Source organism: Streptomyces sp. NPDC086777 (genome assembly GCF_040702065.1).
Lineage (GTDB): Bacteria > Actinomycetota > Actinomycetes > Streptomycetales > Streptomycetaceae > Streptomyces.
On the sequence record NZ_JBFBJI010000009.1, the window covers coordinates 95,787 to 111,363 of the forward strand.

A 15,577-nucleotide genomic window follows, 5' to 3' on the forward strand; every position below is an offset into this window, starting at 1 on the left:
CGAGTCCGTCGGCATCGAGCCCGCGGGCCCTCTGCCCCGGGCCGTCGGCCCGAGCCTGCCGACGCACCGGCCCGAGCCCGTCGGCTTACCGGCCCGAGCCTCTCGGCCGACCGGCCCACCTGCCCAACCCCGCCGGCCCGTGTCCGCCGGCCCGTGTCCACCGGCCCTCCGCCCCCCGTCAGGACAGCGGTACGTGCGTGAAACGCGACGCGATGTGGAGGTCGTCCTGGATCCGGGACGCCGTGGCGTGCAGGGCGGGCAGTACCTCGGTCACGCAGTCGGCCAGGGTGCGGCGGGCCGCGTGGGTGGCCACGTTCACGGCGGCCACCGGGCGGCCCGCCCGGTCCCGTACCGGCACCGCGATCGACCGCAGGCCCGACTCCAGCTCCTCGTCCGCCAGGGCGTACCCGCCCGGCCCGGCGTGGCCCAGCAGAGCCCGGCCGAGCGCCGTACGGATCGCCGGCAGGCGGGTGCCCACCGTGATGTCCACCGTCAGGACCCGGCTCGCGGCCGCCACCGCCACGTACTGGATCTCCACCGGCTCGGTGCCCGGGACGCCCGGGACCGGAACCGCCAGCGCCGTCGGCTCGTCGAGCAGGTCCGCCAGGGCGCGCAGCCGGGGGGCCGCGAGGCGGGACAGGGTGGTGCGGGACAGCGGGGGGTAGCCCAGGGACAGCACCCGGGGGGTGAGGGTGAACTCGCGGCCGTCCGCGGACACCAGACCCAGGTGCTCGTACGTGATCAGCGCGCGCCGGGCCGTCGCCCGGGCCAGGCCCGTCGCCTTCGCCACGTCGGTCAGGGTCAGTGCCGAGCGGCCCGCGCCGAACGCGGTGAGGACCGTCAGGCCCCGGGCCAGCGACTCCACGAAGTCGCGGCCGAGTTCGTGCTTCGAGGCGGTGGTCCAGCCCGCGAGGCCGGAGGGCGGCGGCCCCGGCTCCGCCGGCCGGGCCCCGGCCGCGCGCAGCTCCGCCTCCATCGCCGTCACCGCCGTACGTAGCCGGGGGAGCAGGGTCTCGCGCAGGTCCGCCGCCGTGTGGCGGCTGGTGTGGCTGACGACACTCGCCACGCACGCGACCCGTCCGGTGTCCGGTTCGCGCACCGGTACGGACACCGCGACCAGCCCCGGTTCGACCAGCTGGTCGTCCAGGGCCCAGCCGCTGTGCCGGGCCGCCTCGGTCCGCGCCTCGAAGTCGTCGGCGGCGGCCGGGTTCCGGGGCGGTACGGCGGGGAAGCCCGCGTCGGCCGGGTCCGCGGCGCGCCTCGCCCGCCAGGCCGCCCACTCCCGTTCCGTCCACTCGGTCGCGAACAGCGGGCCGGGGGCGGTGCGTTCGGCCGGCAGCAGGTCGCCGATGCGGAAGCTGACGGACATCGCGCGGCGCCGGGTCGCCTGGTGGATGAACCGGATGCCGTCCCGGTCGGCGACCGCGAGGGAGACGGACTCGTCCAGTTCGTCGGCGACCGCGTCGGCGTGGCCGTCCAGCAGCGTGGGCAGGCGCAGGGCGGCCAGGTAGGCGTTGCCCAGCTCCATCACGCGGGGGGCGAGCACCGCGTCCCGGCCGTCCTGGCGGACGTATCCCATGCGGGCCAGCGTCGCGGTGATGCGGTCCACCGTGGAACGGGCGAGGCCGGTACGCCGTTCCAGCGCGCTCGCGCTCAGCGTCCCGCCGGCCTCGGTCAGCGCCACCAGTACCGCCACGCCCCGGATCAACGGCGCCACCGCCTCGGCAGGCGGTTCGTGCACCACGGGGACGGAGGGCAAGGGGGCGGTCATCTACTCTCCGGCTCCGGTACGACGGTGTGCGCGATCCCAGTGGTCCCAGTGCTCCCACTGATCCCAGTGATTCCACTGACCCCAGTGATTCCACCCGACCTCAGTGGTCCCACAGAACTCACCGGTCTCAGTGATCCCACCGGTCCCGGCGCTCCCACCGATTTCGGCGTCCTCCGGTACGGCACGACCTTCGCACGGCGATCAGCGCACGCCTACCGTAAACCGTGGCCCGCCCGGCCGGCGCCGGGTCCGGCGACGGACCCCGGGCGGCTCACCCCCGCTCCACCCGCACCTGGTAGTTCCCCTCCCCGTCCACCCCCGTCACCTGCACCTCGATCCCGTGTGCGGGGTCCTTGAAGCTCTCGCCGGGTCCGAACGGGGCGTCGGAGAGTTCCGCCTGGACGTTGGGGCTGTGGGTGCAGCCGCCGCTGTCGCGGTGGGCGTCGTACACCTTGATCGGTCCGCGGCCGGTGTCGACGTTCGCGTCGACCTTGTATATGAGGACGCCGGGGCGGCAGATCTCCTCGTCGTTGCCGCCCTTGGCGCGCACCTCCAGGGCGTAGCCGGTTTTGGCGTCGACGGGGACGAAGACCAGTTTCCGGCCGCCGGGGCGGGAGAGGGGGGCCAGCGTGAACTCGGTGCCGCCGCGGGCCGCCGCGCAGCTGACCTGGTCGGGGTCGAGCCAGCCCAGCTTCCACTTGTGCCAGGCGAGGAGGTCGTTGTCGGCGCCCCAGTCCTCGCTCATGATGTCCCAGTGCCCGACCGCGCCGCCGCCCTCCTGGGTGTAGAGGTCGGGCAGGCCGAAGACGTGGCCGTTCTCGTGGGGGAGGACCCGGTAGCCGGTGCGGGCGTAGGAGCCGGAGCCGTCGTCCTGGCGGGAGTAGACGAAGGAGGCGTTGGCGACCGGCGTGCCGTCGGCGACCGGGGCGTCGCCGTTGCCGGCGAACGTCACGGACAGCACGGTGTCCAGGGCGGAGGGGCCGGCGTTCGGGGTGACCAGGACGTTCAGCAGGTCGTACGACCGGAAGTCCACGTCCGGGTCGGCGGCGGCCACGATGTCCTGGACGAGCTGCCGGTAGCCGGGGTCGAAGGGCGCGCCGCGCTCTATGCCGTAGTCGCTGAACGCCTTCGGCATCCGCAGCCAGTGGTCGATCGGGGCGGCGGGCTGGTAGTCGAGCTTGCCGTAGGAGGCGGTGCGGAACCAGTCCTGGGTCTGCGGGAAGAACTCGTGGTAACGGTCGAGCGCGTTGCCCTGGCCGGGCGCGTCGGGGAAGTCGACCATCAGCGTGAGGGCGTGCACGGTGCCGGTGGAGCGCGAATAGCCGGCGGGGGTGGGGACGCCCTCGGTCATCTGGATCTCGTGGGCGCCGCTGATCATGCAGGGGCCGTAGACGGAGTTGCGGGCCAGCGCGATCGGGCCGGCGCCGGCCGGGGTGGGAGCCGCCGTGAGGTGCCCGGTGCCCGCCGAGGTGCCGACCGCGAGGATCAGCGCGGTCACGGCGGCGAGGCAGACCGCACGGCGGTGGCGTATGCGGCGGCCGGGGCGTGGGCCACGACCGCGGGACGGGGCCGGGGCCGGGCGACGGGACGACGGGGTACGACGGCGCGGCGAGGTACGGCGGTGCGCGAGGTCCGTGAGGCTCAGGAGGTCCGCGAGGACCACGGGTATCCGGCGGCGGGCGGGTGTACGGCGGCTGGGCTGCGGCTGCATGCACGGACCTTTCGCGCCACGGCAGCCGCCGGTCTCGGGCTGCACCCTCTGGATCACCCTGTGTCGGCCGGGCGGCGGGCGCGCGCTGGAGGGGCCGATCGTGGGATGCACCGGAGCGGCGGAGTGTGACCCAGGTCACGTGAAATTCATGGAAGGCGGGGAAATAACCGGGGACCGTTTCCCCGTTTGGAACTGTGTCCGCGCGAAACGGGGAGCGCCTCCCCGGATCGCGGAAACCTTCGGATCAGGAGTACGCCGTGCAGACCGCGACCGCCCTCCCCGCCGTGCGCAAGGCACCCCGGCCCCGCGCCGACGCCCTGCGCAACCGGGAGCGGATCGTCACCGCCGCCCGCGAGATGTTCACCGAGTACGGCCCCGACGTGCCGCTCGACGACATCGCCCGCCGGGCCGGCGTCGGCAATGCCACGGTGTACCGCAACTTCCCCGACCGTGACGCGCTCGTCCGTGAGGTCGTCTGCTCCGTGATGGACCGGACGTCGGAGGCGGCCGAGCTGGCGCTCGCGGAGACCGGGGACGCCTTCGGGGCGCTGGAGCGCTTCGTGCACATCTCCGCCGACGAGCGGGTCAGCGCGCTGTGCCCGATGGTCTCCAGCACCTTCGACCAGAACCACCCCGACCTGGAAGCGGCGCGTCGGCGGTGCGAGCAGCTGATCGAGCAGCTCATGGACCGCGCCAAGGGGGCCGGACAGCTCCGTCCGGACGTGGGCGTCGGCGATGTGATGATCGCCGTGGCCCAGCTCAGCCGGCCTCCGTTCGGCACCGACTGCCTGGTCGGCGACCGCTTCGTCCACCGTCATCTGCAGCTGTTCCTGGACGGCTTGCGGGCACCGGCCCGCTCCGCCCTGCCCGGCACGGCCGTGACCATGGAGGACCTGCGCCAGGCCTGAACGACCGAGAGCGACAGCACAGTCCCACAGGGACCGATCAGTTACCGACCGGACAGCGGTCTCACCTCACGCGGTCCCTGCTCCGCACCGACCAACACACCGTCTGCGCTTCACCGATCCCTTTTCCCGTCGGCCTGCCGTCGGCTCTCCGTCGGCTTTCCGCCTCTGATTCCGTCACTGATTTCCGTCACTGAAGTAATGAAGTCACGAAGTGGGTACCCCCATGTCTGAAACAGCCGCAAAGGCTCCCGGCGCACCGGCACCGGCCGGTGATGCCAACCGCTGGAAAGCGCTGGTCTTCATCGCGCTCGCCCAGCTGATGGTCGTCCTCGACGCCACCATCGTGAACATCGCGCTGCCCTCCGCCCAGACCGACCTGGGCATCTCCGACGGCAACCGGCAGTGGGTCGTCACGGCCTACGCCCTCGCCTTCGGCGGTCTGCTCCTCTTCGGCGGCCGGATCGCCGACCTGTGGGGCCGTAAGCGGGCCTTCGTCATAGGCCTGACCGGCTTCGCGGCGGCCTCCGCGCTCGGCGGCGCCGCGACCAGCGGCGCGATGATGTTCGGCGCCCGTGCCCTGCAGGGCGTCTTCGGCGCCATGCTCGCCCCGGCCGCGCTCTCCCTGCTCGCCGTGATGTTCACGGACGCCAAGGAGCGCGCCAAGGCCTTCGGCATCTACGGCGCGATCGCCGGTGGCGGCGGCGCCGTCGGCTTCATCCTCGGCGGTGTGCTCACCGAGTACCTGGACTGGCGCTGGACGTTCTTCGTGAACATCCCGTTCGCCATCGTCGCCGCGCTCGGCGCGTACTTCGTCATCCGTGAGCCGGAGGGCGGCCGCAACCGCAACCCGCTCGACATCCCCGGCGTGCTCCTGTCCACCCTGGGCCTGGTCTCGCTGGTGTACGGCTTCACCCGCGCCGAGTCCGACGGCTGGGGCGACGCCACCACCGTGGGCCTGTTCGTCGCCTCCGCGGTGCTGCTGATCGCGTTCGTCGTCACCGAGACCCGGGTCAAGGCCCCGCTGCTGCCGCTGCGCGTCGTCCTCGACCGCAACCGGGGCGGTATCTACCTCTCCCTCGGGGTCGCGATCATCGCGATGTTCGGCACCTTCCTCTTCCTGACCTACTACCTGCAGGTCATCAAGGGCTTCTCGCCGATCAAGACCGGCTTCGCCTTCCTGCCGATGATCGCGGGCATGATGGTCGGCTCCACCCAGATCGGCACCCGGCTGATGACCCGGGTCCCGGCCCGGGCGCTGATGGGCCCCGGCTTCCTGGTCGCCGCGGCCGGCATGCTGGTCATGACCCAGATCGAGATCGGCTCGTCGTACGCCTCGACGATCCTGCCCGCGATGGTGCTGCTCGGTCTCGGCATGGGTACGGCGTTCATGCCGGCCATGTCCCTGGCCACGCTCGGCGTCGAGCCCCGGGACGCCGGTGTCGCCTCCGCGATGGTCAACACCTCGCAGCAGGTGGGCGGTGCCATCGGTACGGCCCTGCTGAACACGATCGCCGCGTCCGCGACGACGTCGTACATCAAGGACCACATCGCGTCCGCCACCTCCAAGCCGCAGCAGCAGCTGGTCCAGATGGAGGGCGCGGTGCACGGCTACGCCAACGCGATCTGGGTCGCCGTCGGCATGCTGGTGCTGGCCGCGGTGATCGTGGTGAGCCTGGTCAACGCCGGCAAGCCGGAAGCCACGCCAGTGGCCTCCGGGGACGGCGTGGAGGACGAGGTGGCGGTCCCGGTGATCGCCCACTGAGCCTCTGAACGACCCACCGACGGACCGTAGGGGTACCCGCACGCGGGCCTGTCCCGAGCTCCTCAGCGGAGCCAGGGCAGGTCCGCGCCCGCTTCGTCGGGCTGCAGGCCCTCGGCGACGATCTGCATGATCTCGCCGAGGGCCTGCTGCTGTTCCGGCGTCAGCCGCTCGAACAGCGCCTGCCGTACGGCCGCCACGTGGCCCGGCGCGGTGCGCCGCAGCACCTCGGTGCCCTCGTCGGTCAGGACGGCGAACTGGCCCCGCTTGTCGGAGGGGCAGTCCTCCCGCCGTACCCAGCCGTTCTTCTCCAGGCGGGCGATGGCGTGCGAGAGCCGGGACCGGGTGATCTTGGCGTTCATCGCCAGCTCGGTCATCCGCAGCCGCCGTCCGGGCGCCTCGGCGAGGGCGACGAGCAGGCCGTAGTAGATGTGCGGCATCCCCGCGTCACGCTGGAGCTGGCGGTCCAGGTGGTCCTCCAGCAGGGTCGTGGCGTGCAGGTACGAGCGCCAGACGCGCTGTTCGTGGTCGGTGAGCCAGCGGCTCTGCGTGGTGGCGGATCCGGATGCCGTAGTCATGGGTCCCACTGTACGAGGCCTCTCCTTGAAACTTAAACAAGTGGGGCGTAAGGTGGCGCCAGAAAGCTTGAGATTTAAAACAGTCGCCTGGAGAGTCGAAGGATGGGGGCCGGGAAGGCAGCCCGGCGCCCGGAGGGAGCCGCCGCCATGTCCGCCGCCGCACCGGAGCGCATGCCCGCCCTCTATCTGAGCCACGGCGCCCCGCCGCTCGCCGACGACCCCGTCTGGCCCGGCGAACTCGCCGCCTGGAGCGCCGGCCTGCCGCGCCCCCGGGCGATCCTGATGGTCTCCGCCCACTGGGAGGAGGCCCCCCTCGCCCTCGGCGCCGTGCGGACCGTCCCCCTCGTCTACGACTTCTGGGGCTTCCCGGAGCACTACTACCAGGTGCGGTACGAGGCCCCCGGCGCGCCGGAGCTCGCCGAGTCCGTGCGCAAGCTGCTGCGCGCCCCCGGCACCCCCGTCCAGGACATCCCGGACCGCGGTCTCGACCACGGCGCCTACGTGCCCCTGGTGGAGATGTTCCCGGCCGCGGACATCCCGGTCCTGCAGATCTCCATGCCCACCCTGGACCCGGTCCGCCTGATGGAGATCGGCCGCCGGCTCGCCCCGCTGCGCGACGAGGGCGTGCTCATCGTCGGCTCCGGCTTCTTCACCCACAACCTGGCCGCCCTGCGCCACCTCGGCAGCGGCGTGCCGACCTGGTCCTCCGAGTTCGACGACTGGGGGCACCGGGCCCTGGAGAACCGCGACTGGGACGCCCTGCTCGACTTCCTCGACAAGGCCCCGGCGGGCCGCTACGCCCACCCGCGCACCGAGCACTTCGCCCCGCTCTTCGTCACCATGGGCGCGGCGGAGGCGGGCGGCGAGCTGGACGCGCAGAAGTCGGTGATCGACGGGTTCTGGATGGGAATGGCGAAGCGGTCCGTGCAGTTCGGGTGACGGGGACGGGTCCGCGGGGCCGGTGCGGCGGCTACAGCGGGCGCTCGTACCAGGCCACGTCCCAGTAGCGGCCGAACTTGCGGCCCACCTCGCGGTACGTGCCGACGTACCGGAAGCCGAAGCGCTCGTGCAGCCGGGTGGACGCCTCGTTCGGCTGCGCGATGCCCGCGTAGGCGCGGTGCAGGTCCTCGCCCGCGAGCGCGTCGAAGAGGGCCTTGTAGAGGAGCGTGCCGATACCACACCCTCCGGCGTCCGGGGCGACGTACACCGTGGTCTCCACGGACGTCGCGTAGGCCGGTTTCGCTCGGTAGGGGCTGGACGTGGCGTACCCGAGAATCTCCTGTGACTCCGCCGACGTGGCAACCATCAGGCGGTACGGGCCGTCTTCCGGGTGGGAGAGCAGCCACGGACGACGCTCTTCCGGCGTGAAGGCCACCGTGTCGAATGTGATGGACGTCTCACGAACGTAGTGATTGTAGATCTCGGTGAGGGTTACGAGGTCCCCCTCGGATCCCGGTCTGACCTGCACCTCTGTACGTTCCGACGGCACCGCGCCTCCTCACGTGGTCGCACAGGGTACTGCATGATCAGAAAAATCGGGGGGCAGCATGGGAATTCTGTCCGGATTCCAGTCGTTGTTTCCATCAGATGCCGGGCACTCGACGACAGTCCAGGGAGTTCCAGAAGTGGAGTTCCGGGGCGCTGCAGCCGAGGCGCCGAGCATTCGCTGAAGGACCGAGAAGAACCGACAGGACCACCCCGCCCGCCCACCATCGCAAGGGAGCACGCATGGCAACCCGTGCCGTCGCCCGTCGTCAGTCCGCCACCGGCGAGACGGCCGACTCGGCAAGCAGTGTTCGCGCCCATGGCGTTCGCGGCCATGGCGGCGAGATCGCCGACCGCGATCTGGTCGGCATGTACCTCGACGAGATCGCGCGCACACCGCTCCTCGACGCCGCCAAGGAAGTCGAGCTGTCCCAGACCATAGAGGCGGGTGTGTTCGCGCAGCAGGTCCTCGACGGCGAGGAGGAGTCCGCGTCCGACGCCACCCGTGAGGAGCTGGAGGCGCTCGTCGCCGCCGGTGAGCGGGCGAAGGACGTCTTCATCCGCTCCAACCTCCGCCTGGTCGTGGCCGTCGCCCGGCGCTACCCGCGCAGTGGCCTGCCCCTGCTCGACCTGATCCAGGAGGGCAACGCGGGCCTGGTGCGCGCGGTCGAGAAGTTCGACTACCGCAAGGGCTTCAAGTTCTCGACGTACGCCACCTGGTGGATCCGCCAGGCGATCACCCGCTCCATCGCCGACCAGTCCCGGACCATCAGGCTCCCCGTCCACCTGGTGGAGGAGCTCGGCCGGATCCGCCGCGTCCAGCGCGAGTTCAACCGGGAGCACGGCCGCGACCCGGAGCCCGCCGAGATCGCCACCGAGCTCGGCTCCACCCCGGAGCGCGTCGTCGACGTCCTCGACTGGGCCCGTGACCCGGTGTCCCTGAACATGTCGGTGGACGACGAGGGCGAGACGCAGTTCGGCGACCTCCTGGAGGACACGTCGGCGGTCAGCCCCGAGCAGTCCGTCCTGACCCTCCTGCGCAGCGAGGAACTGGACGACCTGATCGGCCGTCTGGACCAGCGCACGGCCTCGATCATCAAGATGCGGTACGGCATCGAGGACGGCCGCGAGCGCACGCTGACCGAGGTCGGCAAGGAGCACGGCCTGACCCGTGAGCGCATCCGCCAGATCGAGAAGCACGCGCTGCTCGAACTGAAGAAGCTGGCCCGCTCCACCGGGTTCGAGCCGGCCGCGTAAGGGGCCGCACGGGGCAGGGGGTTCACCGCGAGCGGGCTCGCGTGACCGGTGCGCGCGAGACCCCGCTCACGCGGGGCGCGTACGCCGGGTGGCGGAAGACGGCGCAAACTATGGCGCGGTACCGCCGCTTCACGGCTGCGCGTGTAGGGAACAACCACTCAGAGCCGGGGAGTCGAGGTCCAGGGCGGACCACTCCCCGCGAGGCCGTCGGCTCCTGACGGAGCGGCAGCCGCCGGCGGGCCACGGCACACCCGACGCCCGCTTGTCCACAAGCCACGTCCCGACGCACCATCCCCCCGGCGCCGGGACGCTCCCAGAGCCGGGCTCCGGCGCCCAACCCCCCCGGGTGCCGGAGCCCGGCTCCACTTCTGCGCGGGGCGGGCGGCGGCCGGATTTGCCCGGACCCGGCGCCGCCGGGCATGCTGAAACGGTGGTTCACCCCGTACCTGAACCACGGGGTGAACCACCGGATGGCAGATTCTGCCACAGCGGCATAGCCTGCCGAGGTGAGCACCCCCAGTACCACCGGCAAGACCCCCACGCAGGAGCCCGCCCCCCTCTCCCTCACGGAACGGCGCAAGGCGGAGACCCGCATGGAGATCGCCCGGGCGGCCGCGGGCCTCTTCGTACGGCGGGGCCTGCGGGCCACGCGCGCCGAGGACATCGCACACGCCGCCGGCATCGCGCCCCGCACGTTCTACCGCTACTTCGCCACGAAGGAGGAGGCGGTGGCCCCGCTCTACGCGGCGGGCGCCCGCCGCTGGGCGGAGGCGGTACGGTCGGCCCCCGCCTCCCTCTCCGTCCCCGAGGCCCTCGAACACGCCGTCCGGCACACCCTGACCCCCGACGCGGGGGTCTCCGCGGCCTCCTGGGAATGGGTCCGCACCCTGATCCACCTGGCCGACGCGAGCCCGGCCCTGCGCAAGGTGTGGGCCGAGGTGTGCCAGTCCTCGGACCGGCTCCTGACGTCGATCCTGGCGGAGCGGACGGGCGCCGCCGATGAGGCCGCGGCCCCGCCCGCCCGGCTCCGCTTCGCCGCGGCGGTGGCCGGGGCGGCGGTGCGGGTGGCCGTCGAATCCTGGGCCTCGGGCACGGCCGCCCCCACGGGGCCGCAGGGCCCGGCAGCCCTGGCCCTGCAGAACCTGGCGGCGCTACGGGGGTTCGCGTGGGAGGGGCTGGGCGGGTAACGGCCGCGGTCCGGCCGCGCGCCGCGGCGGGGGCTGATCGCGCAGTTCCTCGCGCCCCTGAAAGACACGGCTGCGGGCAGGCGTGCCGCGGGGCGGCACGGGTGGGCGCTGGGGGTACCCCCGACCGAAGACCGGGGGAGGCAGCCTGCAAGCGCCGGCAAGCGTCACCCCGCTCAGCCCCACCCACCCGCACCCCCTCACGAACCCCCGCCGCACCCCCCTCACGAACCCCCGGCCGCCCGACTCATCCGGCCCCCCAACTCCCTTACGCACGCGATCAGTTCCGGCGGTTCCCGGACCTCGAACTCGCACCCCGCCATCGCCAGCCGCACCGCCAGCCACTCCACCGGATCCCCGGTGTCCCCCCGCACCACACACCGGCCCTCGCCCCCTTCCTCCGCCACCGGCGTCCCCAGCCACCCCGGCAGCCGCGCCCCCACCTCCGCCACCGACCCGGCGAACGCGACGGTGTACCCGTACGTCTCCTGCTGCCGCTGGATGGACCGCCGCAGGAATTCCGCCGCGCTCCCCGTCGGCATCTCCCGCGGAGCGAACCGCGCGCCGGTGGCGAACGGCTCGCTCACCCGGTCGACCCGGAACGTCCGCCAGTCGTCGCGATCGAGGTCGTACGCCACCAGATACCAGCGCCGCCCCGTCGACACCAGCCGGTACGGCTCCGCCTGGCGCTGCGTCCCGCTCCCGTCCGCCGCCCGGTAGGCGAACCGCAACCGCTCCCGCCCCGCGACCGCCGACGCCATCACGGTCAGCGTCTCGGGCGCGATACTCGCCCCGTCCCCGCTGGTCAGCGGGGTGGTCGCGGCCTGGAGCGTGGTCACCCGGTGCCGCAGCCTGGCCGGCAGCACCTGCTCCAGCTTCGCCAGCGCCCGCACCGACGCCTCGTCCACCCCCGCCACGGCATGACCCGCCCCGGCGCGCAGCCCGACCGCGATGGCGACGGCCTCCTCGTCGTCGAGCAGCAGCGGCGGCATCGCCTTCCCCGCCACCAGCCGGTACCCCCCGTCGGCGCCCTTGCTGGCCTCCACGGGATACCCCAGCTCCCGCAGCCGGTCGATGTCGCGCCGCACGGTACGCCGCGACACCCCCAGCCGGTCGGCGAGCTCACCGCCGGGCCACTCGCGGGGCGTCTGGAGCAGGGACAGCAACTGGAGGAGCCGGGCCGGGGTGTCCGTCGTCATGCAGAAGAGGATGCCGTACCAGTAGGACAGGATCTGGCCTACTGCACTCCTACGGTACGAGCATGACTTCCACGGCCACAGACGCCCTGCAGGGGCGCGGGGAACTGCGCGACCAGCCACAACGAGCCGGCGCCGACACCACCACACCCACCCCGACGGCGCCCGGATCGTCGGCCTCCCCCGGTGCACCGCACCGCTGGCCGGCCCTGGCCATCGTCATGACCGCCGCCTTCATGGACCTCGTCGACGTCACCATCGTCAACATCGCCATCCCCTCCATCCAGCGAGACGCCGGTGCCTCCTTCAGCCAGATCCAGTGGATAACGGCCGGCTACGCACTCGCCTTCGCCGCCGGCCTGATCACCGGCGGCCGTCTCGGCGACATCCACGGCCGCAAACGGCTGTTCCTGATCGGCGTCGCGGGATTCACCCTCGCCTCGGCGCTCTGCGGCTTCGCCGCGAACCCGGAGATGCTCGTCGCCTCCCGCATCCTGCAGGGCGGCATGGCCGCGATGATGGTCCCGCAGGTCCTGTCGATCGTGCACGCCACCTTCCCGGCCCACGAACGCGGCAAGGTCTTCGGCCTGTTCGGCGCGATCGTCGGCCTCGGCGCGGTCTCCGGCCCGCTGCTCGGCGCACTGCTCACCGAGTGGAACCTCTTCGGCCTCGAATGGCGCCCGATCTTCCTGATCAACCTCCCGGTCGGCGTCGCCGCCCTCCTTCTCGGCCGCCGTTACATCAGCGAATCCAGGGCCCCGCGGGCGCTGCGGCTCGACCTCGTCGGCGTCGCCCTGGTCACCCTCGGCCTGCTGATGCTGCTCTACCCGCTGACCCGCGGCCGGGAGCTGGGCTGGCCGCTGTGGGGGTACGCGTCCATGGCCGGCGCGCTCGCGGTCTTCGCCGTGCTCGTCGCATACGAACGCCGCAAGGCCGCCCGCGACGGCTCCCCCCTCATCGAACCCTCCCTCTTCACGGTGAAGAGCTTCGCCGCCGGTATCGCCGTGCAGACCGTCTTCGGTGTCGCGCTCGGCATCTTCTTCCTGGTCTGGACGCTGTACATGCAGGTCGGCCTCGGCTGGAGCCCGCTGCACGCGGGTCTGACCGGGGTGCCGTTCTCGATCTCCGTCTCGGTCGCGGCCGGCCTGTCGGTGCAGAAACTGGTGCCGCGCTTCGGCCGCAGGGTGCTGCAGACCGGCGCCCTGCTGATGGGCCTCGGCGTCCTGCTCTACGTCTGGGAGTCGCACCGCTACGGTCTCGCCATCGCCTCCTGGCAGATGGCCCTGCCGCTGGTCGTGATGGGGGCGGGCATGGGGCTGATCGTCGCCCCGCTGACGGACGCGGTGCTCTCGGAGGTGCCGCGCGAGCACGCCGGTTCCGCCTCCGGCCTGATCAACACCGTGCAGCAGATGGGCAACGCGCTGGGCCTCGGCCTGGTCTCGGTGGTCTTCTACGGCGTCATCGACGACCGTCCGACCTCGTCCGGGGTCGGCCCGGCCTTCGTGAACGCCTTCCAGCACGCCCTGTTCTGGGTGGCCGCGGTCATGGCCGTGATCTTCGTCCTGATGTCCGCCCTCCCGAAGCGCCCGGCGCAGCACGCCGAACCGGTCGACTGACCACCACCGCCCGAAGGGCCCGGCGCCGGAAGGCACCGGGCCCTTCGGTGCGGGCGCACGGCCGCCGCGGAGCTGCTTCGAACGGGCCTGAAGCCCGATCGTGTCCGTTTGTGGCCCGAACCTGTTTACTTTCCGGAAATCGCGGCGTAGCCTCCTCGCGAAACCACAAGTTCGGGCATGAGTCGGACGTGGTCGGACATGGTCGGACGTACGTCGAGCGGAGGCGCAGGGCATGTACGCACCGGAGCGGCAGCAGGAGATCCTCCGGCTCGCCCGGGACGGCGGCCGGGTGGACGTCGTGTCGCTCGCCGAGGAGTTCCAGGTCACGCAGGAGACGATCCGCCGCGACCTGAAGGCCCTCGACCGCGCCGGCCTCGTCCGCCGGGTGCACGGCGGTGCCATCCCGGCCGGACGGCTCGACTTCGAGCCGGACCTCGCCGAACGCGAGTCCACCTCGGCCGACGAGAAGGACCGCATCGCCAAGGCCGCCGTGCCGGAACTGCCGACCGAGGGCACCCTGATCCTCGACGCCGGTTCCACGGTCGCCCGCCTCGCCGCAGCCATCCCGCTGGAGGCGTCCCTCACCGTCGTCACCCACAGCCTCCCGATCGCGGCCCGCCTCGCCGACCACCCGGGCATCCAGCTCCACCTGGTCGGCGGACGGGTACGGCACAACACCCGCGCCGCCGTGGACGCCTGGGCGCTGCGTGCGTACGGCGAGATCCGGGCGGACGTCCTCTTCGTCGCCGCCAACGGCTTCTCCGCCGACCAGGGCCTGACCACCCCCGACCTCGCCGAGGCCGCGGTCAAGCGGGCGGCGGTCGCCGCGGCCCGCCGGGTGGTCCTGCTCGCCGACTCCGCCAAGCACGGCCAGGAGCACTTCGCCCGCTTCGGCGACCTGAGCGACGTGGACCTGCTGATCACCGACAGCGGGCTGAGCCCCGAGGACGCCGCCGCCATCGAGCGCGGCGGCACGGAAGTAGTACGAGCATGAGCAACACGAGCGGCACCCACGGCGTGAGCGGTACGGGAGTGATCCTCACCGTCACCCCCAACCCCTCCCTCGACCGGACCTACGAGGTCCCCGCCCTGGAGCGCGGCGAGGTCATCCGCGCCTCCGGCGAGCGCATGGACCCCGGCGGCAAGGGCGTCAACGTCTCGCGCGCGGTCGCCGCCGCCGGCCGCCGCACGGTCGCCGTCCTGCCGCTGGGCGGAGCACCGGGCGCGCTCGTCGCCGACCTGCTCGACGCCCAGGGCATCGAGGTCGCGCCGGTCCCGGTCGCCGGGGCCACCCGCTCCAACATCGCCCTCGCCGAGTCCGACGGGGTGCTCACCAAGATCAATGCGCCGGGCCCGGAACTCTCGGCACAGGAGCAGGAACTGCTCCTGGAGACCGTGCGCGAGCAGTCCCGCGACGCCGACTGGATCGCCTGCTGCGGCAGCCTGCCGCGCGGCCTCGCGCCCTCCTGGTACGCCGATGTCGTCGCCCGGGCGCACGCCGGGGGCGCACGCATCGCGCTGGACACGTCCGGGCGCGCGCTGCTGGAAGCGCTGCGCGCGCGGCCCGACGTGGTGAAGCCGAACGCCGAGGAGCTCGCGGAGGCCGTCGGGCGCCCCCTGGCGACGGTGGGCGACGCGCTGAAGGCGGCCGAGGAACTGCGCGGCATGGGTGCCCGTGCCGTCCTCGCCAGCCTGGGCGCCGACGGCCAGCTGCTCGTGGAGGACGAGGGCGCCTGGTTCGCGAGCGCCCGGGTGGACACCGTCCGCAGCAACGTCGGCGCCGGCGACTCCTCCCTCGCCGGTTTCCTCATCGCCGGCGGCAGCGGCCCGAAGGCCCTCGCCTCCGCCGTCGCGCACGGCGCCGCCGCCGTCCAGCTGCCCGGCAGCGTGATGCCCACCCCGGCCGACCTGGACCCCACGACGGTGACCCTCACCGACCGCGTCCCCGTCGACCGCGAACTGACGGAGCCGGTGTCATGAACGTCCAGACCGTGGAAACGACAGCCCACGCGGCCGCGCCCCGCCCCGGCGCCGCCCGCCGACAACCGGCCCAGGAGCGGCGAGCCGTCTCGTTACTCGCCGCGCCGACGGGCCGTCGGGGCACCCTGAGCC

13 protein-coding genes are annotated in these 15,577 nt (G+C 72.7%); 8 read left to right on the forward strand and 5 right to left on the reverse strand.

Annotated features, from left to right (window positions below):
* Nucleotides 1-178 precede the first annotated feature (178 nt).
* Both AB0472_RS15140 and AB0472_RS15145 read right to left on the reverse strand, forming a co-directional pair.
* On the reverse strand, nucleotides 179-1,771 hold the full coding sequence (locus AB0472_RS15140) for an IclR family transcriptional regulator C-terminal domain-containing protein (RefSeq protein WP_366356686.1): 1,593 nt from the start codon (nucleotides 1,769-1,771) through the stop codon (nucleotides 179-181).
* A 271-nt stretch (nucleotides 1,772-2,042) separates the two neighbouring features.
* Entirely contained in the window at nucleotides 2,043-3,482 is a 1,440-nt protein-coding gene (locus tag AB0472_RS15145; RefSeq protein ID WP_366356687.1) for a M6 family metalloprotease domain-containing protein, read from the reverse strand.
* 257 nt (nucleotides 3,483-3,739) lie between these two features.
* Here AB0472_RS15145 and AB0472_RS15150 point away from each other — a divergent pair, with 257 nt between their 5' ends.
* Both AB0472_RS15150 and AB0472_RS15155 read left to right on the forward strand, forming a co-directional pair.
* Nucleotides 3,740-4,390 carry a TetR/AcrR family transcriptional regulator gene (locus tag AB0472_RS15150; protein ID WP_366356689.1) on the forward strand — a complete coding sequence of 217 codons (651 nt, stop codon included), beginning with the start codon at nucleotides 3,740-3,742 and terminating at the stop codon, nucleotides 4,388-4,390.
* Between the two features lie 223 nt (nucleotides 4,391-4,613).
* Complete coding sequence (locus AB0472_RS15155) at nucleotides 4,614-6,152, forward strand: MFS transporter (protein ID WP_366356691.1); 1,539 nt, start codon at nucleotides 4,614-4,616, stop codon at nucleotides 6,150-6,152.
* A 62-nt stretch (nucleotides 6,153-6,214) separates the two neighbouring features.
* Here the strand turns inward: AB0472_RS15155 and AB0472_RS15160 are convergent, their stop codons facing one another.
* Complete coding sequence (locus tag AB0472_RS15160; RefSeq protein ID WP_366356693.1) at nucleotides 6,215-6,727, reverse strand: MarR family transcriptional regulator; 513 nt, start codon at nucleotides 6,725-6,727, stop codon at nucleotides 6,215-6,217.
* A 147-nt stretch (nucleotides 6,728-6,874) separates the two neighbouring features.
* On the opposite strand from AB0472_RS15160, the gene AB0472_RS15165 reads away from it, so the two are divergent.
* On the forward strand, nucleotides 6,875-7,666 hold the full coding sequence (locus AB0472_RS15165; protein ID WP_366356694.1) for a class III extradiol ring-cleavage dioxygenase: 792 nt from the start codon (nucleotides 6,875-6,877) through the stop codon (nucleotides 7,664-7,666).
* Nucleotides 7,667-7,697: 31 nt separating this feature from the next.
* On the opposite strand, the gene AB0472_RS15170 is transcribed toward AB0472_RS15165, so the two are convergent.
* A complete protein-coding gene (locus tag AB0472_RS15170) occupies nucleotides 7,698-8,216 on the reverse strand; it encodes an N-acetyltransferase family protein (RefSeq protein WP_366356696.1) in 519 nt (172 codons plus the stop codon).
* A 239-nt stretch (nucleotides 8,217-8,455) separates the two neighbouring features.
* Here AB0472_RS15170 and AB0472_RS15175 point away from each other — a divergent pair, with 239 nt between their 5' ends.
* Both AB0472_RS15175 and AB0472_RS15180 read left to right on the forward strand, forming a co-directional pair.
* Nucleotides 8,456-9,469, forward strand: a complete 1,014-nt coding sequence (locus AB0472_RS15175) for a sigma-70 family RNA polymerase sigma factor (protein WP_366356698.1) — start codon at nucleotides 8,456-8,458, stop codon at nucleotides 9,467-9,469.
* A gap of 506 nt (nucleotides 9,470-9,975) precedes the next feature.
* A complete protein-coding gene (locus tag AB0472_RS15180) occupies nucleotides 9,976-10,656 on the forward strand; it encodes a TetR family transcriptional regulator (RefSeq protein ID WP_366356700.1) in 681 nt (226 codons plus the stop codon).
* A 221-nt stretch (nucleotides 10,657-10,877) separates the two neighbouring features.
* Here AB0472_RS15180 and AB0472_RS15185 read toward each other — a convergent pair whose 3' ends face one another.
* Nucleotides 10,878-11,852, reverse strand: coding sequence for a YafY family protein (locus tag AB0472_RS15185; protein WP_366356702.1), 975 nt, complete (start codon nucleotides 11,850-11,852; stop codon nucleotides 10,878-10,880).
* A 62-nt stretch (nucleotides 11,853-11,914) separates the two neighbouring features.
* Between AB0472_RS15185 and AB0472_RS15190 the strand changes: the two genes are divergently transcribed.
* The 3 genes from AB0472_RS15190 (at nucleotide 11,915) to pfkB (ending at nucleotide 15,445) form a co-directional block, all read left to right on the forward strand.
* A complete protein-coding gene (locus AB0472_RS15190) occupies nucleotides 11,915-13,465 on the forward strand; it encodes an MFS transporter (protein ID WP_366356703.1) in 1,551 nt (516 codons plus the stop codon).
* 232 nt (nucleotides 13,466-13,697) lie between these two features.
* Nucleotides 13,698-14,459, forward strand: a complete 762-nt coding sequence (locus AB0472_RS15195) for a DeoR/GlpR family DNA-binding transcription regulator (protein ID WP_366356705.1) — start codon at nucleotides 13,698-13,700, stop codon at nucleotides 14,457-14,459.
* A 38-nt stretch (nucleotides 14,460-14,497) separates the two neighbouring features.
* Nucleotides 14,498-15,445 (forward strand): 1-phosphofructokinase, encoded by a 948-nt coding sequence (gene pfkB, locus AB0472_RS15200; protein ID WP_366356966.1) that lies wholly within the window; start codon nucleotides 14,498-14,500, stop codon nucleotides 15,443-15,445.
* Nucleotides 15,446-15,577 lie beyond the last annotated feature (132 nt).